The sequence below is a fragment of the Pseudarthrobacter sp. RHLT3-21 genome (genome assembly GCF_059383495.1).
This window is the reverse complement of sequence record NZ_JBWZCI010000007.1, coordinates 190459-215787: the sequence shown is the minus strand read 5'-3', so window position 1 is coordinate 215787 and position 25329 is coordinate 190459. Positions and strand designations below refer to the sequence as shown.

Genomic DNA, 25329 nt, shown 5'->3' with positions numbered 1-25329 from the left:
ACACCGAAGGGTAGAAAGGCCCGGAACGCCGCCCTGCCCGAGATAGGAAAACCGCCAAAATTCAGAAACGGGCTACCCGCCCCAGCGGACCGGTGGATTCAGGCTTAGCTGATCGCGGACTTCATCTCGTCCACGGCCTTCTTCCCGGCCTCGTCAGTGGACAGGCGGTTGAAGAGGACCTCGGAGGTGTAGCGTTTGACGATTTCCTGGATGGCGCCAGCGCCCTTCGGCGGCGGGGCCGGAGCCTCGCCGAGCTCATCCTTGATCTGGTCGATGAACTTGACCACCTTGATATCAGCGGGCGTCAGCTTTGGCTCAATGGCTGTGCGGACGTCGGAGTTGGGGTAGACGCCGCGGTCTGCAAGCAGGGCCTCGCCTGCCTTGGTGTTGTTGGCCAGGAAGTTGATGAACTTGGCCGTTTCCACGGGGTGCTTGGTGCGCGATGAGGCCGACCAGAACTGGGATGCCTTGTACCAGAGCTTGGCGTCGGCAGCCTTGCCGGTGGTGGACGGGAAACGCAGGATCTGCAGGTCGCTTCCGGCAGCCTTCTCCAGCGCCGGCAACTGGTTGGACCACCAGAAGGCGAGCCCGTTCTTGCCCGTGGCCAGGCCACTCTGGTCAAGCGGTGCGGCCTCAGCTTCCACAACTTCTGATGCAGACGGCACAGCCTTCTTCTCGCTGAGCTGCTTTAGGAAAGCCCACCAGTCGGCGATGTCGGAGGGCTCGAAGCCCAGCTTGCCGTCGGACGTGTACAGGGATTTGCCGTTCTGCCGGAGCCAGACTCCCAGCGAGGCCTCGTCCGTGCCGTAGGCGGCAGAGCCGTAAGTACCCCTCGGGGACTTCTCGGTGATTTCGGCGGAGATGCGGCCGAAATCTTCCCAGGTCCAGGTCTTGTCGTCGGGAAGCTCAACGCCTGCAGCCTTGAAGACGGCCGGGTTGGCCAGGATGGTGGCCGCGTTGATGCCGGCGGCGATACCGGTCAGGCCGTCTTCGCTCTTGCCGGCGTTGAGGGCTGCTTCGTCCAGCTTTGACGTGTCGATCTCGTACTTGGAGAGGTCCAGCAGCGCACCGCGGGTTGAGTACTCGGTGATGTATTTCTCGTCCATCTGGATGATGTCCGGGGCGTCGTTGGCGGCGACCTGGGTGGCCAGCTTGTCCCAGTATCCGCTCCAGTCGCCATACTCCGGCTTGATCTTGATGTTGGGATTTTCCGCCTCGAAGGCGGCGATCGCGGACTGCGTCAGCTGGGCGCGTTTGTCGCTGCCCCACCAGGAGAAGCGCAGTTCAACGGGTCCGCCATCGCTCTGCGGGGAGGCGCCCCCGCCGCAGGCACTCAGGGCAAGCACGACGGCGGCTGCCGCTGCAACGACGCCCGTCTTGCGGAAACGGCGCGGCGTGCCGGCGGATGGCGTCTCTGCCGTACGGTTCTTGGCATCTGACTCAGTGCGGTGAAAAAGCGCCACTGGGTACTCCGATCTTCATTGATCTGGTTATTGGGGAAAGTAAACGAGAAAGCGTTTTCTTAAGTCTCATGCTACAAGTACATGACTTGTATTACAAGATGTTTTCGTGTCCTGTTCCCTTGGGCCTTGGCGGACGTTCCACGCCAGCCCCGACACAGCGGGATACGCCATTGGCCCGCCCTTGGAGGAGGGCCAATGGTCAGGGCAAGGCGGCTCGCTGGATCTACTTGATGCCTGTGGTGGCGATGCCCTTGATGAGGAACCGCTGGCCGAAGAGGAACACCAGGAACACCGGCAGTAGGGACACGATGGACATTGCGAACAGCGATCCCCAACTGGTGGCGGACTGCGAATCCACGAAGGCGCGCAGGGCAACCGGAACGGTGAACATGTCCGGATCCGTCAGGTAGATCAGGGCGCCGAAGAAGTCGTTCCACGTCCAGATGAAGGTGAAGATGGTGGTGGTGGCCAGGGCCGGCACCATCAGGGGCAGGATGACCCGCAGGAAGATGCGCGGGTGGCCGGCGCCGTCGATCCTTGCCGCTTCATCCAGGTCCTTCGGGATGCCGCGGATGAACTGGACCATCAGGAACACGAAGAACGCATCGGTGGCCAGCAGCTTGGGCACAATGAGCGGCCAGAAGGTGTTCACCCAGCCGATCTGCGAGAACAGGATGTACTGCGGCACGATCACCACGTGGAACGGGAGCATGATGGTCAGAAGCATAATGCCGAAGAAGAGTTTCTTGCCCGTGAACTGGAGCCGCGCGAATGCGTAGGCGGCCATGGAGCAGGAGATCAGGTTTCCCAGGATGGAGCCGATCACCACGATGGCCGAGTTGAGCATGTAGTGGCCGAACGGGTGCGTCAGCGCGGACCAGCCGTCCGTGTAGTTGCTCATCTCCAGGCTGTTGAGCCACAGGCCCGGCTCGCGGAAGATCAGCTCATTGGCCCGGAGTGAAGAGACCACCATCCACAGCAGGGGGTAGATCATAAGGCCGCCGGCGAGGATCAGGATGGCATGTTTGACCAGTGCCCTGGTGCGGGCTGCCCTGCTGAAAGCGAGCGTGCCGCGGGACTCGCGGCGCTTCGCGGGCTTGCGGTGGTTCGTAGGCTTACCGGCGCCGGCGGTGTTTTTGTCCGGGGCGGGCAGCGTCTCAAGCTTAGTCGTCATAGAAAACCCAATACTTTGCAGCGATGAAGTTGATGGCGGTGAACACGCCGATGATGACCAGCAGGAACCACGCCATTGCGGAGGCGTAGCCCATGTCGAACTGGCCAAAGCCCTTCTGGTACAGGTACAGCGTGAAGAACATCGTGGAGTCCGAAGGGCCGCCATTGCCGCCGGAAACGATGAACGCCTGCGTGAAGGACTGGAAGGATCCAATGATCTGGAGCACCAGGTTGAAGAAGATGATGGGGCTGAGCATGGGGAGCGTGATCCGCCAGAACTGCTGGAGCGTGCTGGCGCCGTCCACCCTCGCTGCCTCGTAGTACATCACCGGAATCTGGCGGAGGCCGGCCAGGAAAATGATCATTGGGGCGCCGAAGGTCCACACGTGCAGCAGGACGATGGAGCCCAGCGCGGTGCTCGGATCGGAAATCCAACCCGGGCCCTGGATGCCAAACATCGCCAGGGCCTGGTTGACCAGGCCGGTGGTGCCGAAGATCTGCTTCCACAGGATGGCAACAGCCACGGAACCGCCCAGCAGGGACGGCAGGTAGAAGACGGAGCGGTAGAACGGCAGTCCGCGCAGGCCCTTGTCCAGCACCAGCGCGATCAGCAGCGCAACACCAAGCTGCAGCGGGACGCCTACGAAGACGTAGGTGAACGTCACGCCCAGCGAGTTGTGCAGGCGGGCATCGCCGAACATGCGGATGAAGTTGTCCAGCCCGACCCATTCCGGCGGCTGGAGCAGGTTGTAATCCGTAAAGGACAGGTACAGGGACATCAGCATCGGACCGACGGTGATGGCAACAAGGCCCACCAGCCACGGCAGCAGGAAGATGTAGGCGGCCTTATTATCGCCATCGTTGGCTTTTTTCTCCGCTGCCGTCATGGGGCCTTTGCGGCGCTTGAGGGTGCTCAGTTCGCTGATGGCACTCATTGCGGCAACTCCGATTCACGCAGCAGACCCGCCGCAGCCGGCATTCCTGCCGGGCACGGCGTCCTGGGTATATGTCTAGCGGCCATGTGGCCTCCTTTGGTCATCGTGGCCCTCCACGTCTGGGTTGATCGCACTGGGCGATCCATGTATGCACCGTCTCCGGCGGCGGACTCACTTGGTGTGCAGCTGTCCGGATCCGGTCTCCGTCACGCGGGACGTTGAAAGCGGCTCCGTACCAAAGTAAACGGTTTCTTGACTCCTGTATAGCCCTTTGTTAGTTTTTGAGAAAGCGTTTTCTGCAACCGGATCACTCTACCCAGAGTTCAACATCCGTCCCGATCCGCCGCGCATTCAACCATCCCCATCCACCCGAACAACAGGCAGGGTCAGTGAGCAAGGATTCCCGGCCGGTCCGGCCCAGTGCGATTGCAGGCTACGAGAACTGGCCTGCCTACGTTCGTGACCGGCCGCGCTACCAGGCAGACACCCCAGCGGCACAGGATTTTTCGGACGCCCTGGGCGTTCCGGCAGTTGTTCCCCCGGCGAACGTCACCGTCCACTGGGAGGAAACGCACGACGGCGTCACCTCCTCCCAGCTCAGCTGGCAGTTGGGCTTCGGCCCCCGCACCACGGGCTGGCTGATGCGGCCGGCCGGGAGTTCGGGGCCGCTGCCCGGCGTGCTCGCCCTGCACTGCCACGGGGGAAACAAGTTCGGCGGAGCGGACCGGCTGGTCACGATTCCTGAGCCTCACCCGTCCGCAGTCGAAGCCCGTGCCGGGCACTACGGAGGGCGGGCACTGGCCACGGACGTCGCCCGCCAAGGCTTCGCCGTCCTGGCCCACGACGCCTTCGCGTGGGGCAGCAGGCGCTTCGATCTCTCCAGCCCGCCGTGGCGGACGGAATCCGCACTGGAGGCGAGGAAATCGCAGTGGCGGGAGGCCGGCGTCGTACCTTCCGACGCCGAACAGTACAACGCCGCCGCGGGAATCCACGAGGACACCCTGGCCAAGGCCGCGGGCCTGCTGGGCACCAGCCTGGCGGGGATGGTGGCCCACGATGACCTGGCCGCTCTGGAGATCCTTGCCGGACTGCCGGGGGTGGACGCGGAGCGGCTGGGCTGCCTCGGGTTCTCCGGTGGCGGCGGCCGGGCCCTGGCCCTTGCAGTCCTCAGCCCGCGGATCCGGGACTACGTGGTGACGTGCATGATGACCACGTTCCAGTCGCTGCTGCCCGCCTACCTGGATGCCCATTCCTGGCTGCTCCAGACCCCGGGCCTCTGGAAGCTGGGCGACTGGCCGGAACTGACCGGCAGATCCGGCGCAAAAGGATTCCTGGTGCAGTACGCGCTGGCCGACGAGCTGTTCCCGGAAGAAGGGATGCGGGACGCCCACCGGATCCTGGAGTCCATACACGGGCCGGAAAGATACACCGGGAGTTTCTGGCCAGGAGGGCACGTCTTCACGGCGGAGATGCAGAATGAAGCAATCAGCTACCTGTCCAGGACCCTGGGCGCAGCGGGACCCGCCGCCCACAACCTTTCGCCCCTACCAACCCCTTAGCCACCGAGGACCCCTGATGATTCAGCACTCCGCCCCCGCGGCACCCGCTATCTCTGCAACGGCAGGTGACGGCCCCGCGCCAGCAGCCCTTCCGCGCGTAGCCCTCGTGGGCGTGCACGGCTTTGGCGAATCGCACCTGGCCAACCTCGCCAGGCTCGAGGACGCCGGGGCCCTGCACCTGGTGGCAGTAGCTGACCCCAACCCACCGGAAACGGGCGCGCTCGGCGAGTCCGTGGCCGTCTTCAACACCCTGGACCAGCTTCTGGCAGCCGGGCCGGTCCCGGATGTGGTCATCCTGGCCACGCCCATCCAGACGCACGCTCCCCTGGCCCTCGCGGCGTTGGCCGCCGGAGCCGACGTGTATGTGGAGAAGCCGCCGGTGGCATCCATGTCCCAGTTCCAGGACGTGCTGGCCGCCGCCGAATCCGCCGGCCGGCTCGTGCAGGTGGGCTTCCAGAGCCTGGGCTCGCTGGCCCTGCCGGAAATCCGGAACACCATCGAGGCCGGCGGCATTGGCGAAGTGCTGGGACTCAGCGCCACCGGCATGTGGCTGCGGACCAGGGGCTACTTCAAGCGCACCCGGTGGGCCGGCAAACGCAGCCTGGACGGCACCGACGTGGTGGACGGCGTGGCCACCAATGCCTTGGCGCACGCCGTGGCCACCGCCCTGAACATGGCCGGCGCCCACACCGTGGCCGACGTCGCCTCCGTGGAGACGGACCTCTACCGCGCCAACGACACCCAGAGCGACGACACCTCGGTGATCCGTGTTCGCACCGCTGCCGGGACTACCCTGTTGTGCGCCCTCACGCTCTGCGCCCCCGAACAGCAGCGGCCGTCCGTCAAGGTCCATGGGACGCGGGGGGACATCACGTTCTTCTACACCGAGGACGAACTGGTCATCAGCACGGCGGACGGCGAGCGCCGGGAGAGTTTCGGCCGGACCGACCTGCTGGAGAACCTGCTCGCGGCCCGGGCGGCCGGCACTCCCCTGCTCAGTGGTCTGCCGGATACCGGTGCTTTCATGTGTGTGCTGGATGCCATCCGCACCGCCCCCGCGCCCCCGGAAATCAGCGCCGGCCATGTCAGCTGGGAGGGCGACGGCGATAATTCCCACCCGGTGGTCCACGGCATTGCCGCGCTGATCGAACGCGCCACCAAGGCACAGGCCACCTTTGCCGAGCTGGGCGTCCCCTGGGCTCGCAGCCTGCCGCCGGTCAGGACCTTCGACCTTTCCGGGCGTCCCGTCGCGGATTATCAGGACGGCAGCCGCATCCGCGCCGTGTCGTCTCCCCGCCCGTACCTGCACCCCGTCCGGACCCTAGCCGGGACCGTGGTGACGGACCACCAGCCGTTGGACCACGTGTGGCATCTGGGCGCGGGCGTAGCCCTCCAGGATGTGGACGGCGTCAACTTCTGGGGCGGCCGTACCTATACCCGGACTGCCGGCCAGTACGTCTGGCGCCCGGACCACGGCAGCATCGTCCGCACCGGCGAACCGTCCCAACAGGATGGCGAGCTGACCGAGAAACTCTCCTGGAACGGGCCCGACGGCGCTCCCATCCTGACCGAGCAGCGCACCTGGACGTGGGCCGCCGTCGGGCCTTCCATCTGGCGCCTCACCCTGGACTTTGCACTCTCCCCTGCCGGCAATCAGCCGGTGAGCCTGGGCAGCCCGGGTTCCAACGGCCGGGTTGGGGGCGGATACGGCGGGTTCTTCTGGCGCCTTCCCGAATGTTCCGGGCCGAGCGTCCGGACCCCTTCAGGGGCGGGTGAGTCCGCCGTGCACGGGAGCGTCACGCCGTGGCTCGCCTGGTCGGGCGGGTTCACGGGGGGACGGTTCGACGGCGGTGCCGCCACGCTGGTGTTCGTCGCCTCGGCGGATTCAACGGACCCGTGGTTCGTCCGGGTGGACGGATACGCGGGTGTTGGCCAGTCGCTGGCCTGGGATGCGCCGGTTATTGCTGAACCCGGCGCCCCGGTTCGTCGCAGCGTGACCGTGTTTATCGCCGACGGGATTTTGGGTACCGAAGACATCGAGACATTGATCAAGACACAGGGGAACAACTCATGAGCCAGACCACCACCGCTGCTACGCCGCCGTCACAGCTGACTGCAGCCGCTACTTTTGCCGACCAGGGCCGCCGCACGCCGCACGCTTCTAACGCAGACCGTGCCATCAAGCGCCGCCGCGTCCTGGAGATCCTGGATGCCAAGGGGCAGGACTCCCTGCTGCTGACCAGCCACACAGCGCTGGCCTGGTACCTGGACGGCAGCCGCGTCCACATCAGCCTGGCCGGCGACCCCATCGCGGCGCTGCTGGTGGACCGGGACGGCGACCACCTGGTGACGTTCAACAACGAGGCCGGCCGGATTGCGGCCGAGGAGCTCCCCTCCGGGGTCTCGCTCCACACCGTGCCCTGGTACGGGAACCTGCACGAGGCTGCCGCCGCCGTCGGACATTCCGCTCGAGGGGGCGCCGGCACCCCGCTGGCCGAGGCCTCGGTGGCCGCCGAATTGAGGGCTTCCCGGCAGCAACTGCTGCCGGGCGAGTCCGCCCGCTACGCCCACCTCAGCGCGGAGCTGGCGGGCATCATGACCGATGTGCTGTCCGCCGCCCGGCCGGACACCACGGAATTCGAACTGGTATCCGCTCTGGCCGGCCGCGTGGTTGGAGCGGGCGCGGAGCCGCTGGTACTCCTGTGCAACGGCAGCTCCCGGAACGACTTCCGCCACCCGCTGGCCACGCACGCACCCCTCGGCCGCCGCGCGATGGCTGTGGTCTGCGCCCGCCGGGACGGCCTGGTCGCGAACATCACCCGCTGGGTAAGGTTCGACGCCGGTACCCCCGAGGAACTCGACGCTGAGGCCCGGATCGCGGCCGTTGAGGCGGACATCTTCGACGCAACGGTCCCCGGCGCCCGGCTGGACCGCGTCTTCGGCGAGATCAAAGCGGCCTACGTCCGCCACGGTTTCGGCGCGGAGCAATGGGAGCAGCACCACCAGGGCGGACCGGCGGGCTATGCCGGACGGGATCCGCGCGTCACCGCGGCCGTCACCGACACCGTGGTCCTCAACCAGCCGTTCACCTGGAACCCGTCGGGACCCGGCGTGAAGATCGAGGACACGGTCCAGCTCACCGAGTCCGGTATAAAGGTCCTGACCGCGGATGACCGCTGGCCCGCCGCTACCGTCAACGGCCTCCAGCGGCCGGTCACGCTGCAGCTGTAGGGTCCAGCCGTTAGACGGCATAGAGACACCCCGGGACCGACGTCCCGGGGTTTCTCTAGGCCCGGTGATCGAGCTGGGGGTCTTGTGGTCACTGGCTGTCTTGAGCGAGACTCATTTAGCACATGATGAACTGATCATTTGGATTGCAGGACAAAACCAGCGGGAAGGGGACGCAAGGGCGCGTCCGTGTCTGCTCCGTGGCAACGACGCCGCCGGGGCGGATCCCGCAGACCGGGAGGATTGTTATGGCCGGAATGTTCGAACTGTTCGTTGACGCGGAGTCGTATTTCAGGTTCCGTCTGACTGCGCCGGATGGCACCGTGATGGCCGTGTCCAAGGCCTTTGAGAACAAGAGTGCAGCTGTTGCCGGTATCGCCGCCGTGCGTGAGTACGCCGGTATGGGACTGATTGCCGATGTTTCCCCTACGGAAAGGAAGGCGGCGCCGCCGGAGGCACACGATGTGACTGTTCAGGTTCGTGAAGTCCGGCGCATTCCGACGGCCGATCTTCACGCACGTTCCAGGGAAGTCCATCGGGCCCCCAGCGGACGTCGATTGGCCGGAGCGGTTTGAGTTACGGCAGTACCAGCTCGCCGTCCACGCGGCGCGGGATGCCCAGCGGGTTGCTTTCGCGCAGTGCCGGGTGCAGGACCGTTTCCGGAGCGTCCTGGTAGGCGACGGGGCGCTGGAAGCGGCGGACCGCCGTCGCACCTACCGAGGTGAACAGGGACGTCGTCGCCGGGTACGGGCCGCCGTGCTGCTGCGCCCAGTTCACTGCGACGCCGGTGGGCCAGCCGTCGAACAGGACCCGCCCGGCAAGGCCGGACAGCTGCTCCACGAGATCCCCGACGTCCTCGCCGGGCTGGGCGTGGACGGTCGCGGTCAGGCTGCCGGGGACCTTGGCCAGGACCGCGGAGAGCTCTTCCTGGTCAGAGTATTCGATCAGCATCGTGGTGGGGCCGAAGCACTCCTCCAGCAGCTCGTCCGGGCGCTCCAGGACGTTGGTGGCGGACGTGGAGAACACTACGGGCGCGGCGCCGTTGAGGGTTGCGTTCTGGTCCGCCGTTCCGCTGACGACGGCCACGTCGGGCAGCGAAGCCACGCTGCGCAGGCCCTCCGGATAGGCATCCGAGATCCGGGTGGTGAGCATGGCCGCCGTCGGCTTGTCCTTGCTGGCCTCAGCCAGCTCCGCGGCGAATCCTGTGCCCGCCGGAATGAAGACCAGGCCGGGCTTGGTGCAGAACTGGCCGGCGCCCATGGTGAACGATGCAGCAAGTCCCGCCGCCAGCTGGCCGGAACGCTCGGCCAGCGCGGCCGCGGTGATTACTACGGGGTTCAGGCTGCCCAGCTCGCCGTAGAACGGGATGGGGTCGGGCCGCGAGACCGCGAGGTCAAACAGCGCCCGGCCGCCGGGGATGGACCCGGTGAAGCCCACGGCCTTGATGGCGGGATCCTGCACCAGCGCGGTGCCTACCTCGCGGCCTGCCACGAGTGCGAACAGTCCCTCCGGCGCTCCGGCGGAACGCAGTGCTTCGGTGACCACTTCGGCCGTCCGCTCCGACAGCTTCAGGTGGCCCGAGTGGGCCTTGACGATCACCGAGGAGCCCACGGCCAGGGCCGACGCGGTGTCGCCGCCGGCCACCGAAAACGCGAACGGGAAGTTGGAGGCAGAGAAAACGGCCACCGGCCCGATGGGACGCAGGATGCGGCGCAGGTCCGGCTTGGGCGGGGCAGCGGACGGGTCCGCGTGGTCAATCACGGCTTCAAGGTAGGAGCCTTCGGTGATCACTCGGGCGAACAGCCGCAGCTGCCCGGACGTGCGGGCCACCTCGCCGGTCAGCCGGACGGTGCCGAGGCTGGTCTCCGAATCGGCGATCTCCACCAGTTCGGCCATGTTGGCGTCCAACGCGTCGGCGACGGCGTTGAGCCAGCCTGCGCGCTCGGCGTCCGACGCGGCAGCCGCGATGGCGGCCGCCCGGGTAGCGGCAGCCGTGAGCTCGGAGAGGGAAAGGGTTGCAGTTGTCACTGGGGATACCTGCTTTTCGTCGGGAGTTGTCGTGTCTGCGGTCAGTCGTGATTGCAAGCCGTCAGCCCTGCGGGTCGTCCGTGAACCGGAAGCCAAGTCCCGGCAGGTCTGTGAGGGTCAGGCGGCTGTTGCTGAAGCGGACCGGTGACGGCCCGGCCAGGATGCCCAGCTGCTCGAAGGACGCGTCCTCCACTTCCTCCACCAGGGTGGGTTCCGCCAGCGTGAGGGCCAGCTGCCCGGAAAGCTCCGGCAGCAGGTGCGGCATCACGCGGATGCTGTTGGTCCGCGCCAGCTCCACGATCCGCCGGAACGGCGTGATGCCGCCAACCCGGATGATGTTGGGCTGGATGATGTCCACCGCCTCCGCCTCGATGAAGTCGCGGAAGCGGAAGATGGTGTGCAGGTTTTCACCCAGGGCGATGGGCACGGGTGAATGCTTCCGCAGCCTGCGGTAGGCCCAGAGGTCATCCGCCCGGATGGGCTCCTCGAGCCATTCCAGCCGGTATTCCGCGAGCACGTCCAAAGCCTTAAAAGTGGTGGGCAGGTCCCACCGCTGGTTGGCGTCGATCATCAGCTTGCGGTCCGGGCCGAGGACGGACCGGACGGCCGCCACCCGCTCGGCGTCCTCGCGGATATCGGGCTTGCCCACCTTGATCTTGACCGCCCGGTGACCCTCGGCAATCCAGCGCTCGGTCTGGGCCACCAGCTCCTCCAGCGTGTAATGGAGGTTCACGCCGGAGCCGTACACCTCCGCGGACTCCTGCCGCTGGCCGAGCAGGCCCGTGACTGAACTATGGGCGCGCCGAGCCTGGAGGTCCCAGAGGGCAAGGTCGACGCCGGCCATGGCGATGGTGGTCAGTCCCCCGCCGCCGGCCTCATGCAGCCGCTTCCACAACGCGTCCCACACCGTCTCGGGGTTGGCGGGCAGCCCCGTAATGAAAGGCGCGATGTCGTAGTCGAGGAGCGCTTTGACGGCCTGCGGGCCGATGGTGGGCGTCCAGGAAAAACCGTGCCCCGCGCCGCCGTCGTCCGTCTGGATCTCCGTGACGATCACGTGGTTTTCCGGCGCCTCCACGCCCCAGCTGCGGCGCAACGGGACGGTCAGCAGCCGGGTGGTCAGGCCGGTGATGACCGGCGCGGTCCGGACGGCTTCGACGGCGGGCGCACCCATCAGCGGCTGGCCAGCTCGTAGCCCTTGGCCAGGATGGATTTCAGCTGGAGCAGCTGGTCCTCGGTGGGGTCCACCAGCGGCGGCCGGACCGGGCCAACAGGAAGTCCGCCCAGCCGCAGGCCGGCCTTGAGCAGCGAGACGCCGAAGCCGGGGGTCTGGTCCCGGAGCCGCACCAGCGGAGCGTAGAAACCCTCCAGCAGGGCGTTGCGGCGGTCCTCATCGCCGGAGACATAGGCGTCGTAGTATGCCTTGGCGATTTCCGGTGCCATGGCGAACGCCGCCGAGGAGTAGAGCGGAATGCCGAGGCCCCGGTAGGCGCCCTGGGTCAGTTCGGCGGTCAGGAGCCCGTTGAAGAAGGCGAAGTCCTCGCGTCCCGTGGCGCGGACCGCGGACACGATCTCCTGGGCCAGGCCAACATCGCCCAGCCCGTCCTTGAAGCCGATCACCTTGGGGTTGGCGGCGAGTCGGACCATGGACGCGGCCGTGAACTTGGCGTTGCCGCGGTGGTACACAATCACCGGGAGGCTGCTGGCATCGGCCACTGCCTCGATGTACGCCACCAGGCCGTCGGTGGGTCCGGTGACCAGGTACGGCGGCAGGACCAGGAGTGCGTCGGCGCCCGCTTCCTCGGCAACCCGGGCGGCGGCCAGGGCATGCCCCAGCGGCCCGCCGGCTCCGGCGACCACCGGCACCTTGCCAGCCACAACCTCGACGGCGGCGGTCACCACGGTGCGCACCTCGTCGATGCTCAGGGCGTGGAACTCGCCGGTGCCGCAGGCAGGAAACACGCCGCCGGGTCCGAACGGCAGCCGCGAGCCGATGTGCTCTTTGAGGAGCTCCACGTCAACGGTGCCTTCCGGCGTGAACGGGGTGACGGGAAAGAACAAAACGCCGTCGAATTTCATGATGTCTCCTTGGAACCGCTGCCGGCGCTTACCAGCCGGGCGGATGTCTCGTCGTTGAGGGTGGTTGCTGTCTTAAGTTCAGTCCGCCAGCTGCGCCTGGGTTCCCAGCCGAGCAGTTGGCGGGCCTTCGCGATGGAGAAGGCCGGGCTGGTGCCTGTCAGGCCGGCGGCCAGGGCCTCGCTTCCCGGCAGGTAGCGGGGCATCAGTTCGGCCAGCGGTGCGGTGGCGAGGGCATCCGCTGCGCCCACAAAGAAGGTTTCGCCGTTCGGGATGGTGTCCATTTTCTGCAGGAGTACTTCCAGGAAGTCGGCCACGTCGCGGGCGTCCACGTAGTTGAACAGTGCGGGCGCGGACAGGGCAGGATCGGCCAGTCGTTCGGCCAGGGTGTGGCCCTGCTGTGTGGGCGCGCCTTCCCATTCCTCCGGTGAGATGACGTAGCACGGGCGGAAGGCGGCGTACCGGATCTTCGCACCCTGCGCCGCTGCAAACATCGCCACTGTCTGCTCGGCAATCAGTTTGGACAGCGCATAGGCGTTCCAGGGCTTCGGCGTGGTGCGCTCATCCAGCGGGAAGCTGTCCGGCAGCCAGCCGGCCGGCGACCCGTAGCCCAGCACCGTGGGACTGCTCGCCGTGACGATCTTGCCGATCCCCAGTTCCGTGGCCGCGCTGATGACAGCGTAGGCAAGGCGGGTGTTGGTGGCGAAGATGACGTCCTCCGGCGCGCTGAACGGAACGGCGATCGCCGCGAGGTGGATGACGGCGTCGGGCCTGGTCTCCCGGAGGAGGCGCAAAGCCTCGCCCGGGGCCAGCAGGTCGCCGGTTTCCTGCGCAACACCGGCGGGCAGCTGGTCCGCCGGGATGGCGTCGCGGTCCACCGAGATGACCTCGTGGCCCGCTTCCGCGAGCCCCGCCACAACGCTGCGCCCCAGCCGGCCGGAGCCGCCGGTAACAAAGATCCTGCTCATGTTGGTTCCTTTGGGATTTCGGGCGGACTAGGCGTCGCGGCGAAGGTCTGCGCCGAGGTGGAGATCCTCGATGCGGACAGGAAGGGAGGACTCCAGCGAAAGGTTGCCGGCAATGCCCACGCACACGGAGCGGAGGCCGTCGAGGTAGCCGGAGGGACGGCCCAGCGGGTCCTCGCCGGGGCCGTTGAAGAGGTCGGAGAGGAGCAGGTCGTCGCCGCCGCCATGGCCTCCCTCGCCGTTAACGATGGGCACTTCGTAGGCAGCTTCCCAGTGGCGCTGGACCACCAGGCGTTCGCCGTTGCGGCGGACGGCGTCTTCCTCCTCGATGGGGGTGGCGCTCGGGTCAACCACGGTCTCTTCGTCCGTGCCGTTGAGGACCGCTGCGCGTTCCACCACTTCGAGTTCGGCCCGGCCCTCGGTGCCGTTGACTGCCACACGGTAGCCTTCCCACGGGCTGTGGGCGTTCAGGGAGTAGCTCAGGCGCGGGCCGCCCTGGTACTCCACCACGAGTGCCAGGTTGTCCTCGATGGTGATGCCGCCGGTGAAGACGTCCTGGTCGCGGCGGTAGCCGTCGTAGTGCTCGTTATCCAGGAAGAGGGCCTTCAGGCGCTCATCCTCACGCAGGTCCAGCGCAAACGGGTCCTTTTCGGCACTTACCGGAGTGCCGGCGTCGGGCGTTCCACGCTCCGGACGGGGGCCCAGGCCGCGCTCGGCGGCATTCTCGTCGCCGTAGAACTTCAGCCCGCCGGAGGCGAAGACGCGCTCCGGGACGTCGTTGATCCACCAGTTGACCAGGTCGAAGTGGTGGGATGCCTTGTGGATCAGCAGGCCGCCGGAGTTCTTCTTCTCGCGGTGCCAGCGGCGGAAGTAGTCGGCGCCGTGAACGGTGTCCAGGACCCAGCTGAAGTCGATGGAGGTGACCTTGCCGATCACGCCGCTCTGGATGATTTCCTTCAGGGCGCTGTTGCGCGGTGAGTAGCGGTAGTTGAAGGTGACCACCACGTTGCGGCCGGTTTCTGCCACGGCCTTGGTGATGCGGCGGCAGCCTTCGGCGTCGATGGTGAGTGGTTTTTCGACGACGACGTCGGCCCCCGCCTCAAGTGCCTCCACGATGTAGTCCGCGTGGGTGTAGTCCGGCGTGGTCACCACAACGCGGTCGATGTTGTTGGCCTGGATGAAGGCGGTGAGGTCCGCGGGGTTGAAGGAAGCGACCGGGCCCGGAGCACCGAGCTCCTGGATGAGCTTCTGGTAGAACTCGACGCGGCCGGGGTTGACGTCGGAGAACGCGACAAGCTCCGCGGTGTCCGCGTGCTTGCCGAAGATGGCTCGGATGTACATCTCGGAGCGTCCACCGGTGCCGATGAGGGCGATTCGGGCCCTCATACGTGCGCCTGACTCCGGTGCTGAAGTGAAGGCAGCGGTAGCAGAACTCGATTCGGCTGTGTTGACCATGAGGGTCCCTTTCGAAGGCTTCAATACTCGGCCGGACTGCGGCCGCTGGTGGTGCTCTGGACTGTAGTGCCCTGTGCGGGTGGTGCACTGGACGGGTGGTGCACTGGACCGTGGTCCAGAAAGTCGCTGGTCGGCAGACGAGAAAGCGTTTTCTGAGTGCCGCTACATGATTTCTATCAATAGACGAGCGGTCCCGTCAACCCTTATCCTCTCTAAGAGAAAGCGTTTTCTGACCGAAAGGCCGTTTCGGTGGCGACACGGCCCCCATCGGGCTCGCCGAAGGAATGGAAACCGGTTTCCCAGAGCGTTGTATGCTGTCCCACGGGCGCCGGTACTTACGGGGACCGGGACTTACGAAAGGCAGGGCCATGGCCAGGAAATCGGCAACCGGCAGAATCGGCATTGCGGACGTTGCCGTGAAGGCAGGGGTATCGCACGCCACTGTTTCGCGCGTAATGAACGGCAACTTCACCGTGGACCCGGACATCGCGGCACGGGTGCGGGCGGCCGCCGTCGAGCTCAAATACCAGCCCAATCCCGTGGGGCGCAGCCTCGCTCTGGGAAAGACGGACACCATCGGCATTGTGGTGCCGGACCTCGCCAACCCCACGTTCCAGGCGATTCTGCGCGGATTGAGCCGGGCTGCGGCGGAGGATGGCTACCGCGTCCTGATTGCCGATTCCTTTGAAGTCTCCAGCGAGGAAGCCATCCTGGCCGGCGAGGCCCGCCGCCGCTGCGACGGCCTGGTGCTCTGCGCCCCGCGCATGAGCGACGCCGAACTCGAGGAAATCGCGCCATCGCTGCACCCGCTGGTCCTGATCAACCGGACCACGGCGACTGCCGGGGTTCCCAGCCTCGTGGTGGACTACGGGCAGGGAGTCCAGGACCTCGCCGAGTACCTGGTGGGCCTCGGCCACACACGCCTTGCCTTCCTGGCCGGCCCGGCAGGCAGTGCCTCCAATGGCCTCCGGCTCGAGGGCCTGGGGGCGTTCAAGGCCAGGCACCCGCAGGTGGACGTCACCATGCTCGACGGCGGCTCGGACTTCGATACCGGCCACGGGGCAGTGGACTCGGTCCTGGCCAGCGGCGCCACGGGCATCCTGGCCTTCAACGACCTCGTGGCCATGGGCCTCATGAGCGGACTGCACGAGCGCGGTGTGGACGTTCCGGGCGACATTTCCGTCACCGGCTTCGACGACATCCCGTTCGCCCGCTACACCACGCCCACCCTGACCACCGCGGCGGTTCCCATTGCCGAACTCGGCGGCCAGGCCTGGCGTGAACTGCGGGCACTCATCCGCAAGGAAGACCACGACGCCCCGGGCGGCCGGTACCAGCCGCGTCTGGAAATCCGGGCCAGCAGCGGCCCCGCCAAGGCGCCACGTACGGCCGCGCACGGCTGACCCGCCCCAAACCCCCGCGAGATGACATTTCGCGGCAGTGTTGTTCACTGTCATTGCCGCGAACTGCCATGTCGAATCGCTGTCAGTCCCCGGGCGGGTCAGCCCTCCGCCGGGCGCCCCACCCCGCCCTCGCGGTAGTACCCCTCGATGTGGGCAGCTACCAGCGTGGCCGCGCGCGCGCCGTCGTCGTTCCTGATGGCGGCCAGAATGTCACGGTGCTCCGCCTGCAGGCGCGACGCCGTGGCATCCCAGTCCGGCAGGTTGGCCGTAAACTGGGCGGTATACCCCTGGATGGATTCGCGCAGCGAGCCCATCATGGCGCTGACCACGGCATTGCCGGCGGCGTCCGCGAGGGCCAGATGGAACCGGATGTCCAGCGCTAGGAAGTCATCCGCCGTCCGGGCAACGCGTTCGACGGCGTCCATCTCGCCCAGGAGCGTGGCGGCCAGTTCGAGCTCCGGAGCGTCGGGCTTTGCCCGGGCAGCCGCCCAGGTCTCCAGCAGGATGCGCGTTTCCACGATGTCGGACACGGGCAGGTGCTGAGTGGCAACGTGGAGCCGAAGCGCCGAGCCGAGCGCCGCCGTCGGATCCGAAATCACCACAGTCCCTGATTCCGGGCCGGAGCCAACCCCGGCCCGGACCACGCCCATGGCCTCCAGGATCCGAATGGCCTCGCGCACCGAGGTTCTTGAAACCGCAAGCTGCTCAGCGAGTGTCCGTTCCGCGGGCAGTCGTCCGCCCACGCTCAGCTGGCCGTCGGAGAGCTGCTTTTCGATCCACGTCAGGACAAGTTGGTGCGTACGCATATCGCTATCGTAGTTGATGTGGTTGGACCACATAGCCTAGAGTGTGGTTAGACCACAGCCCGACACCCTGCGCCAGGCCCACCAACGGAGGCAGCCATGACCCATACCATCCAGCCAACAAATCCCGAGGTCACGCCGGCCACGGAGGTCCCGGCATCCACCGCCGCGCCGAAGCCGGCCGCCACCGGAGTCCCGGCAGCGCTGAAGCGCCGCATCCCCAAATACTCGGACCTCGCCCCGCTGATGCAGTTCAAGAAGCCCGAATTCAGCAAGGAAGCCCGGCTCAAGCGCGCCAGTACCATCTGGGACCTGCGCGACATGGCCAAGCGACGCACGCCGCAGGCCCCGTTCGACTACACGGACGGCGCCGCCGAGGGCGAGATCACCCTGCGCCGCGCCCGCGAAGCCTTTCTGGACATCGAGTTCCGGCCCGGCATCCTGCGCAACGTCGCCAGTATCGACCTCAGCACCGACATCCTGGGCAAGCTTTCCCGGCTGCCCGTGGGCATCGCCCCCACCGGCTTCACCCGCATGATGCAGTCCGAAGGCGAATACGCCGGCTCGCAGGCAGCCGAAGCCGCCGGCATTCCGTACACCCTTTCCACCATGGGCACCGCCTCCATCGAGGACGTGGCCGCCGCCGCCCCGAACGGCCGCAACTGGTTCCAGCTGTACCTGTGGACGGACCGCGACCGCTCGCTGGAACTGATCGAGCGCGCCGCCAGAGCCGGCAACGACACCCTCATGGTCACCGTGGACACCGCCGTCGCCGGCGCCCGCCTGCGCGACGTCCGCAACGGCATGACCATCCCGCCGGCGCTGACCATCAAGACCGTCCTGGATGCGTCCTACCGCCCGGCCTGGTGGTTCAACTTCCTCACGCACGAGCCACTGACGTTCGCCTCACTGTCCCGTTACACCGGAACCGTGGCTGACCTCATCAACTCCATGTTCGACCCCACGCTGACGTTCGAGGACCTGGACTGGCTGCGCGAAACCTGGAAGGGCAAGCTCGTGGTCAAGGGCATCCAGACCGTTGAGGACGCCCGCAAGGTGGTGGACCACGGCGCGGACGGCGTGGTGCTCTCCAACCACGGCGGCCGCCAGCTGGACCGCGCGCCCATCCCGTTCCACCTGGTGCCGGGGGTCAAGGAAGCGTTCATCAAGGACAACTCGGACGCGGCCATCATGCTGGACACGGGCATCATGAGCGGCGCCGACATCATCGCGGCCCTGGCCCTGGGCGCCGACTTCACGCTGATCGGCCGCGCGTACTTGTACGGCCTCATGGCCGGCGGCCGGGCGGGCGTGGACCGCACCCTGCAGATCCTCGAGACGGACATGGCCCGCACCATGGCGCTGCTCGGCGTCAGCAAGATCTCGGAGCTGACCCCGGACCACGTGCACCTGCTCACCAAGTAGCCCCGCCCGCCCAACTAGGTAGCGCTATCTGTCGTTTTGAGCCCTCAAAACGACACTTACTGCTACCTACTTTGGGTTAATGGGAGCTACTTTTTGCGGCCGAACTTGGGGAGATTGGGGAGGTTGGCCAGCAGGTCCGCGGCCTTCGTGGCGGCGCGGCCCACAGTGCGGCCGATCTGCTGCGGCACGGTGTCGTCACTGAGCGGGGCCGAGGCTCCGCCGGGAATCACGACCGCGGGGCTCAGTTCGGCGCCCGGGCGCTCGAGGACGGCGGTGACGGCTTCGTCGTCCGGCAGCGGGGTAGCCACAGCGCGGGGTGACTTGGCGACGGCGGCTGCCGGGCCGACGTCGAACGTCTCCAGCCAGCTGACGATCCCCTCCAGTGGTTTGGGGTTCAGCGCGTAGTAGCGTTTCTGGCCCTGCGCCCGCATGCTGACCAGCTGCGCCTCGCGGAGGACTTTCAGGTGCTTGGAAATGGTGGGCTGGCTTGCGGAGAGTTCTTCCACCAGCTCGCCCACTGCCTTGTCCCCGGCGCGCAGGGATACCAAAATGTCGCGCCGGGTTGCTTCCGCAATGACGGCAAATACGTCGTCTGTCACCATGCCTCCCACCCTAGCGACATATACGCCGCAAGGCATCAACTATTTCGCCCGTTACCGGCCCGCGCAGGCTTGAAGAAGGGTCAGTCGAACCAGGGGTCCAGGCCGTGGAGCGGGAAAACGGCTTTGCGGGTGGCCATGACGGTGCGGTCCACGGCGTCGTTGGGGTCGAACCCCACTTCCCAGGACCGCCACCAGAGCTCCACGTCGTCGCCCATCAGGCCCGGTGCGTCCCTGCCGAACTTGCCCGATACGTAGGTGCGCCAGTCCTCCGGCACCGCGGTCCGGAGCGGAACGGGGCGCCCGGCGGCAATGGCGATCAGGTGGCTCCAGGACCGCGGCACAACGTCCGTGACGCTGTACCCGCCGCCACCGGTGGCGATCCAGCGGCCTTCACAGTGCCGGGCAGCGAGATTCCCGACGGCGGTGGCCGCCTCGCGCTGGCCGTCAACGCTGATGTTCAGATGGGCCAGCGGGTCAGAACGGTGCGAGTCGCAGCCGTGCTGGCTGACGATGACTTCCGGCTGGAACGCGCCCACGAGCTGCGGCACCACAGCATGGAAAGCACGCAGCCAGCCGGCATCGCCGGTGCCCGACGGCAGGGCAACGTTGACCGCGTCGCCCTCAGCCTGCGGACCGCCAATCTCGTTCGCGAAGCCGGTACCCGGGAACAGCGTGAGTCCGCTTTCATGCAGGGAAATGGTCAGGACCCGGGGGTCGTTCCAGAAGATGCTTTCCGTCCCGTCGCCGTGGTGCGCATCGACGTCGATGTAGGCCACGCGGCGGATGCCGCCGTCGAGCAGCCGCTGGACGGCCAAGGCAGAGTCGTTGTAGATGCAGAAGCCGCTGGCGCGGTCACGGGCCGCGTGGTGCATGCCCCCGCCGAAGTTCACGGCGTGGAGCGCGGATCCGTCCAGAATGGCGGACGCAGCGAGCAGCGATCCGCCCGCCAGCCTCGCGGCGGCCTCATGCATACCGGCGAAGGCCGGATCGTCGTCGGTGCCCAGCCCGCGGGCTTCATCCGGCGAGGTTGGATCGTCACTGACCCGGCGGACCGCGGCCACAAACTCGGGCGAGTGCACGGTTTCCAGTTCGGCATCGGAAGCAACCTCCGGCGCCTCCACGGACACATGCGCCAGGTCCAGCAGGCCCAAGCTCCGGGCCAAGCGGGCCGTCAGGTCCATACGCTCAGGAGCCATTGGGTGGCCCGGGCCGAAATTGTAGGCCGTCATGGCGGAATTCCACACCACCATCGTTGGTGGCGCGGGCTGGCTGAGACCGGGCAGGAATGTCATCAATGACAGGCTACCGGAGGACGCCACTGCCCCGGCCCGGCCATTACGCGGGCATTAGTGGTTTACTACTTGAGGAAACAGTTTCAACCGAGGAAAAGCCCCCATGACGCAACGCCAGTCGAGGCCCCGGAGCCCGGCCAGCTGGCACCCCGCCGCACCGGAGCGCGAAGGCCTCTGGATCTTCACCCGCGTACGCGACTTCGTTGACGACATTGCCAACACGTCGCCCGCCCGGCTTGCCCTGAGCGCCTTCGGCGCGGTCTGCCTGGTGTTCACGTTTCTCCTGTCCTTGCCCGTCTCCTCCGCCACCGGCACAGCCACGCCAGTACACCAGGCCCTCTTCACCGCGGTGTCCGCTGTCTGTGTGACCGGTCTGACGGTTGTTTCGACGGCGGTGCACTGGTCCTTCTTCGGCCAGCTGGTCATCCTGATCGGCATCTTCGTGGGCGGCTTGGGAACCCTCACGCTCGCGTCGCTGCTGGCCCTCATGGTGAGCAAGAAGCTTGGCGTCCGCGGCAAGCTCATCGCGCAGGAAGCCATGAATAACGCCGGCCGGCTCGGTGAAGTGGGTACGCTGCTGCGGATCGTCATCGTGACCTCCGTGGTGATCGAGGGTGTCCTGGCGCTGGCGCTGATCCCCCGGTTTATGACGTTGGGCGAGCCCTTCTGGCAGTCGGTGTGGCATGGAGTCTTCTACGCAATTTCCTCCTTCAACAACGCCGGCTTCACCCCGCATTCGGATGGCATTGTGCCCTACGAGACCGACCTGTGGATCCTCATCCCGCTGATGCTCGGTGTGTTCCTGGGCAGCCTGGGTTTTCCCGTTGTGATGGTCCTGCAGCAGAACGGGCTCAACTGGAAGGAGTGGAATCTCCACACCAAGCTGACCATCCAGGTGTCCTTCATCCTGCTGGCCGCGGGCGCGGTGCTGTGGGCACTGATGGAGTGGGACAACGCCCGGACCATCGGCCATATGGACCTCGGCGACAAGATCACGCACTCCCTCTTCGCCTCCGTCATGACCCGCTCGGGCGGTTTCAACCTGGTGGAGCAGAACCACATGGAATCCACCACCATGCTGCTCACCGACGCCCTCATGTTCGCCGGCGGCGGTTCGGCGTCGACGGCGGGCGGCATCAAGGTGACCACCATCGCCGTCATGTTCCTCGCCATCGTCGCGGAGGCCCGCGGCGACTCCGACGTGAAGGTGTACGGCAGGACCATTCCCCAGGGCACCATGCGGGTGGCCATCTCAGTGATCGTCGCCGGCGCGACGCTGGTCTCCGTCTCAGCGTTCCTGCTCCTGCAGATCAGCGGCGCATCCCTGGACCGCGTGCTGTTCGAAACCATTTCAGCCTTTGCCACCGTGGGACTGAGCACCAATCTCAGCGCCGAACTGCCGCCGTCGGGCGTTTATGTCCTTACCGTCCTGATGTTCGCTGGCCGCGTGGGTACCGTCACCCTTGCCGCCGGCCTGGCCCTGCGCCAACGCAGCCAGCTGTACCACTACCCGGAAGAGAGGCCCATCATTGGCTAATTCCTCAGGAGCCCCCAACCGCCCCGCCCACAACGCGCCGGTACTGGTGATCGGGCTGGGCCGCTTCGGCTCCTCTACTGCCGAGCAACTCGTGAAACAGGGCCGCGAGGTGCTGGCGATCGAACGCGACCGGAACCTGGTCCAGAAGTGGGCGCCGCTCCTCACCCACGTGGTGGAGGCCGACGCGACCAACATCGATGCGCTGCGCCAACTCGGCGCCCAGGAGTTCAGCTCCGCCGTTTGTGGCGTGGGCACCTCGATCGAGTCCTCCGTGCTGATCACCGTGAACCTGGTGGACCTGGGCATCGAGCACCTCTGGGTCAAGGCCATCACGCCGTCGCACGGCAAGATCCTCACCCGGATCGGCGCGAACCACGTGATCTATCCCGAGGCCGACGCCGGCGTCCGCGCCGCGCACCTGGTCTCCGGCCGCATGCTCGACTTCATTGAGTTCGACGACGACTTCGCCATCGTGAAAATGTATCCGCCGCGCGAGACTGTGGGCTTCACGCTGGATGAGTCCAAGGTGCGCTCCAAGTATGGCGTGACGATTGTGGGCGTGAAGTCGCCCGGCGAGGACTTCACCTACGCCCGCCCTGAAACCAAGGTGTCCGCCCGCGACATGCTGATCGTGTCCGGGCACGTGGACCTGCTGGAACGGTTCGCTGCGCGGCCGTAAGCCGCCCCGCCCTCTAACTCCCGAGTGTGGGGATCAGCCGAGCTGCCGTGTGATCTCTGCGGAGCGGTCCGCTGCGGCGCGGGCGCCTGCGGCGATGATGGCCGGAATGCCGCGGTCGTCGAAGGTGGCGATGGCGCGTTCGGTGGTGCCGTTAGGGCTGGTCACTCCCTTGCGCAGGGCCGAGGGATCGGCGCCCGGTTCGGCCAGCATAAAGCCCGCACCGGCCACTGTCTCCCGGGCCAGCAGCAGCGACAACTCGGGATCCAGGCCCAGTTCGACGCCCGCCGCTGCCATGGCCTCGGCCAGGTAAAACGCGTAGGCAGGACCCGAGCCGCTGATGGCCGACACCGCATCCACCTGCTCCTCGGGCACCTCCACCACGGTGCCCGCGGCCCGCAGGATGTCCTTCACGGTCTGGAGCTGTTCCGGCGTGCAGTTGGTTCCGGGTGAGACGGACACGACGCCGCGGCCCAGCTTGGCAGGGGTGTTCGGCATGGTGCGGATGACCGGCTGTCCGGGAGGCAGGGCAGCTTCCAGTTGCGCCAGCGATACGGCTGCGGCGACGCTGACTACGATGGCGTTCGGGGACAGGGAGCCGCTGATTTCGCGGGCCAGGTCGACGATGCCCACGGGCTTTACGCCAAGGATTACGACGGCGGATCCCTTGGCTGCGTCCTTGTTGTTGTCCGGTTCTTCTTCGCCGGCGACGGCCGTAATGCCGTGGTGGCGCAAGGCCAGCTCCTCGGCGCGTTCGGCACGCCTGACGGTAGCTATGACGTCAGCGGGGTCGGTCCCGGCGGCCAGGAGGCCGGAGAGGATGGCTTCGTTCATGGATCCACAGCCGAGGAAGGCGATTCGGTTACTCATGGTTCCATCATTGCAGTTCGGGTGGGCGGCCGCAGAAATGGAACGAATCGTAAAAAGCGGGAACCCGCCGAAACTGATTCACAGCGGACTCCCATGTTCGCTGCAGCTTGCACACAACTTCGCCGCCTAACGTAGTTATTACCTCATTGAGGGTGCGAGTGATGCGGCAAGCATGAGGATGTTTGCCCGAGGCGCCGGTGGTTTGCAACAGGTTTCCCCCATTTTCCTGTTGCGGACGCCGGCGCTTTCGCGTTAACGCGGTTTTCAGGCGGGCCCCAGGCAAACAGCCCTCAGGCGGGTGTGGCCTCGATCGCCGGACGTGCCCGGGCGGGCTCCGCGATATGCGGGGCCGGATCCAGCGGACCGGCGAAGACCAGCTGGTCGAGCCGGCGCAGGATCAGCCCTTCACGCAGCGCCCAGGGGCAGATCCTGACCTTCTTGAACTTGAACATTTCCAAAGCGGCCTCAGCAACCAGGGCCCCGGCGAGGAGCTGGTGCGCGCGGGCCTCTGACACGCCCGGCAGAAAGAGCCGGTCCTCGGACTTCATGGCTGAAATGCGCTGCGCCCAGACGCCCAGATCCGTGGCGTTAAGTGTGCGCTTCACGTAGGGACCTGCGGCGCTCGGGGCTGCCCCGGCGACCCTGGCGAGCGACCGGAAGGTCTTGGAGGTGCCGGCCACAACATTGGCGCGGCCCAGACCGTCGAACTGCCTCACCGCGGGGGCGAGCGTGGCCCGGATGTAGCGGCGCAGCTCCTTGACACTCTTGGCGGAAGGCGGGTCCTCAGCCAGCCAGTCGCGGGTGAGGCGGCTGGCGCCGAGCGGCACCGAGGTGGCCACCTCGGGCAGCTCGTCCTGGCCAAAGGCCATTTCGAAGGAGCCGCCGCCGATGTCCAGGTTCAGGATGGGTCCGGCGCCCCAGCCGTACCAACGACGGACGGCGAAGAACGTCATGGAGGCTTCTTCGCTGCCGGTCAGCTCCTGCAGGGTGACAGTGGTTTCGTGCTTGACCCTGGCCAGCACGGCAGGGCCGTTGGTGGCTTCGCGGATGGCCGACGTACAGAAAGCCAGCAGGTCGTCCGCCTTGTGCCTGGCCGCAAACTCCCAGGCTTCAAGGACGAATTCGGTCAGCTCATGCTGGCCCGCGTCCGTGATATTACCGTCAGCATCCAGGTATTGGACCAGGGACAACGGCCGTTTGTGCGACGCGAAAGGCACTGGACGCGCGCCAGGGTGGGCATCCACCAGGAGAAGGTGGACAGTGTTTGACCCGATATCGAGAACGCCTAGCCGCATCCTGCCATTATTCCCCCGCACGGGCCCTCACTCACAACCTGCGCGGAAAATGTCAGTTTGCGGAGGCGTCCTCGGGTGCGCCGTCCGGAAGCTCATCAGCGCGCTTGAAGTCACGCTTGATGTTGGCAACGCCCTCCGGGTTGATCTCGAAACCGTACGCGGCGCCGGGGTTGATCACCATGCCCAGTTCCTCGCCAATGTTGGCGATGATGGCTGCCCCCTGGGTCCCCAGGACGTTCGGGGCCGCCTCAAGGTACTGGTCATCAACCCGGCTCGGATGCGAGAACACCGCAAGGACGGGCTCGCCGTCGGCGTTCGCCAATACCAGCGGCTCCACCTGTGAATCCCCCCCCTCGATCCCGTCGGTGCTGATGACGTAGACCTCGCTGTTGAGGAAGGTCAGGATGACATCCACCGGGCTGCCCTCTGGCTGGCCGCCCAGGGCGAGCTTCTCTTCGAGGTCATTAAGCGGCGTGAGATCGGCTGTGCCGGGCTGTTCAGTCATGTATCTACTCGACCACGTTGGAGAGCCCGGCGCAATTCCGCC

Annotated in this window: 22 protein-coding genes; 8 read left to right on the top strand and 14 right to left on the bottom strand. The window is 66.6% G+C overall.

What is annotated here, in order from left to right:
* Positions 1–104 precede the first annotated feature (104 nt).
* The 3 genes from AC50YA_RS10585 to AC50YA_RS10575 form a co-directional block, all read right to left on the bottom strand.
* The gene (locus AC50YA_RS10585) at positions 105–1463 is read right to left on the bottom strand and encodes an ABC transporter substrate-binding protein (protein WP_494982238.1); all 1359 of its coding nucleotides are present in this window, start codon (positions 1461–1463) and stop codon (positions 105–107) included.
* A 223-nt stretch (positions 1464–1686) separates the two neighbouring features.
* Positions 1687–2637 carry a carbohydrate ABC transporter permease gene (locus tag AC50YA_RS10580; protein ID WP_160674214.1) on the bottom strand — a complete coding sequence of 317 codons (951 nt, stop codon included), beginning with the start codon at positions 2635–2637 and terminating at the stop codon, positions 1687–1689.
* On the bottom strand, positions 2627–3571 hold the full coding sequence (locus tag AC50YA_RS10575; RefSeq protein ID WP_494982237.1) for a carbohydrate ABC transporter permease: 945 nt from the start codon (positions 3569–3571) through the stop codon (positions 2627–2629). Before AC50YA_RS10575 ends, AC50YA_RS10580 begins: the two co-directional genes overlap by 11 nt.
* Before the next feature lie 389 nt (positions 3572–3960).
* Between AC50YA_RS10575 and AC50YA_RS10570 the strand changes: the two genes are divergently transcribed.
* The 4 genes from AC50YA_RS10570 (at position 3961) to AC50YA_RS10555 (ending at position 8933) form a co-directional block, all read left to right on the top strand.
* Positions 3961–5130 carry an acetylxylan esterase gene (locus AC50YA_RS10570; RefSeq protein ID WP_494982236.1) on the top strand — a complete coding sequence of 390 codons (1170 nt, stop codon included), beginning with the start codon at positions 3961–3963 and terminating at the stop codon, positions 5128–5130.
* A 16-nt stretch (positions 5131–5146) separates the two neighbouring features.
* Positions 5147–7204, top strand: coding sequence for a DUF6807 family protein (locus AC50YA_RS10565; RefSeq protein WP_494982235.1), 2058 nt, complete (start codon positions 5147–5149; stop codon positions 7202–7204).
* Complete coding sequence (locus tag AC50YA_RS10560; protein WP_494982234.1) at positions 7201–8361, top strand: M24 family metallopeptidase; 1161 nt, start codon at positions 7201–7203, stop codon at positions 8359–8361. The genes AC50YA_RS10565 and AC50YA_RS10560 overlap by 4 nt, the downstream gene beginning before the upstream one ends.
* 245 nt (positions 8362–8606) lie before the next feature.
* Positions 8607–8933, top strand: coding sequence for a YegP family protein (locus AC50YA_RS10555; protein ID WP_494982233.1), 327 nt, complete (start codon positions 8607–8609; stop codon positions 8931–8933).
* A gap of 1 nt (position 8934) precedes the next feature.
* Here AC50YA_RS10555 and AC50YA_RS10550 read toward each other — a convergent pair whose 3' ends face one another.
* The 5 genes from AC50YA_RS10550 to AC50YA_RS10530 all read right to left on the bottom strand — a co-directional run bounded on the left by AC50YA_RS10550 (position 8935) and on the right by AC50YA_RS10530 (position 14879).
* Positions 8935–10386 (bottom strand): aldehyde dehydrogenase (NADP(+)), encoded by a 1452-nt coding sequence (locus AC50YA_RS10550; protein WP_494982232.1) that lies wholly within the window; start codon positions 10384–10386, stop codon positions 8935–8937.
* Positions 10387–10447: 61 nt separating this feature from the next.
* On the bottom strand, positions 10448–11557 hold the full coding sequence (locus AC50YA_RS10545; protein ID WP_494982231.1) for a mandelate racemase/muconate lactonizing enzyme family protein: 1110 nt from the start codon (positions 11555–11557) through the stop codon (positions 10448–10450).
* Positions 11557–12462 carry a 5-dehydro-4-deoxyglucarate dehydratase gene (locus tag AC50YA_RS10540; protein ID WP_494982230.1) on the bottom strand — a complete coding sequence of 302 codons (906 nt, stop codon included), beginning with the start codon at positions 12460–12462 and terminating at the stop codon, positions 11557–11559. The genes AC50YA_RS10545 and AC50YA_RS10540 overlap by 1 nt, the downstream gene beginning before the upstream one ends.
* Complete coding sequence (locus AC50YA_RS10535) at positions 12459–13427, bottom strand: NAD-dependent epimerase/dehydratase family protein (RefSeq protein ID WP_494982229.1); 969 nt, start codon at positions 13425–13427, stop codon at positions 12459–12461. The genes AC50YA_RS10540 and AC50YA_RS10535 overlap by 4 nt, the downstream gene beginning before the upstream one ends.
* A gap of 27 nt (positions 13428–13454) precedes the next feature.
* A complete protein-coding gene (locus AC50YA_RS10530) occupies positions 13455–14879 on the bottom strand; it encodes a Gfo/Idh/MocA family protein (RefSeq protein ID WP_494982228.1) in 1425 nt (474 codons plus the stop codon).
* A 368-nt stretch (positions 14880–15247) separates the two neighbouring features.
* Between AC50YA_RS10530 and AC50YA_RS10525 the strand changes: the two genes are divergently transcribed.
* Positions 15248–16282 (top strand): LacI family DNA-binding transcriptional regulator, encoded by a 1035-nt coding sequence (locus tag AC50YA_RS10525; protein ID WP_494982227.1) that lies wholly within the window; start codon positions 15248–15250, stop codon positions 16280–16282.
* Between the two features lie 98 nt (positions 16283–16380).
* Here AC50YA_RS10525 and AC50YA_RS10520 read toward each other — a convergent pair whose 3' ends face one another.
* Positions 16381–17088 carry a FadR/GntR family transcriptional regulator gene (locus tag AC50YA_RS10520; protein WP_494982226.1) on the bottom strand — a complete coding sequence of 236 codons (708 nt, stop codon included), beginning with the start codon at positions 17086–17088 and terminating at the stop codon, positions 16381–16383.
* A gap of 96 nt (positions 17089–17184) precedes the next feature.
* Between AC50YA_RS10520 and AC50YA_RS10515 the strand changes: the two genes are divergently transcribed.
* Entirely contained in the window at positions 17185–18510 is a 1326-nt protein-coding gene (locus AC50YA_RS10515) for an alpha-hydroxy acid oxidase (protein ID WP_494982225.1), read from the top strand.
* Positions 18511–18596: 86 nt separating this feature from the next.
* Here AC50YA_RS10515 and AC50YA_RS10510 read toward each other — a convergent pair whose 3' ends face one another.
* Together AC50YA_RS10510 and AC50YA_RS10505 are read right to left on the bottom strand one after the other, a co-directional pair.
* Entirely contained in the window at positions 18597–19112 is a 516-nt protein-coding gene (locus tag AC50YA_RS10510) for an ArsR/SmtB family transcription factor (RefSeq protein ID WP_494982224.1), read from the bottom strand.
* A gap of 80 nt (positions 19113–19192) precedes the next feature.
* Positions 19193–20404 (bottom strand): acetoin utilization protein AcuC, encoded by a 1212-nt coding sequence (locus tag AC50YA_RS10505; protein WP_494982223.1) that lies wholly within the window; start codon positions 20402–20404, stop codon positions 19193–19195.
* 103 nt (positions 20405–20507) lie between these two features.
* Between AC50YA_RS10505 and AC50YA_RS10500 the strand changes: the two genes are divergently transcribed.
* Both AC50YA_RS10500 and AC50YA_RS10495 read left to right on the top strand, forming a co-directional pair.
* Positions 20508–21941, top strand: a complete 1434-nt coding sequence (locus AC50YA_RS10500) for a TrkH family potassium uptake protein (RefSeq protein WP_494982222.1) — start codon at positions 20508–20510, stop codon at positions 21939–21941.
* Complete coding sequence (locus tag AC50YA_RS10495) at positions 21934–22620, top strand: potassium channel family protein (RefSeq protein WP_058931335.1); 687 nt, start codon at positions 21934–21936, stop codon at positions 22618–22620. Before AC50YA_RS10500 ends, AC50YA_RS10495 begins: the two co-directional genes overlap by 8 nt.
* A 33-nt stretch (positions 22621–22653) precedes the next feature.
* Here the strand turns inward: AC50YA_RS10495 and proC are convergent, their stop codons facing one another.
* From proC to AC50YA_RS10480, 3 genes are all read right to left on the bottom strand, one after another.
* Positions 22654–23487, bottom strand: coding sequence for a pyrroline-5-carboxylate reductase (gene proC / locus AC50YA_RS10490; RefSeq protein WP_494982221.1), 834 nt, complete (start codon positions 23485–23487; stop codon positions 22654–22656).
* 290 nt (positions 23488–23777) lie between these two features.
* Positions 23778–24782 (bottom strand): Ppx/GppA phosphatase family protein, encoded by a 1005-nt coding sequence (locus AC50YA_RS10485; protein ID WP_494982220.1) that lies wholly within the window; start codon positions 24780–24782, stop codon positions 23778–23780.
* Positions 24783–24834: 52 nt separating this feature from the next.
* Positions 24835–25287 carry an SseB family protein gene (locus tag AC50YA_RS10480; RefSeq protein ID WP_494982219.1) on the bottom strand — a complete coding sequence of 151 codons (453 nt, stop codon included), beginning with the start codon at positions 25285–25287 and terminating at the stop codon, positions 24835–24837.
* Between the last annotated feature and the right edge of the window lie 42 nt (positions 25288–25329).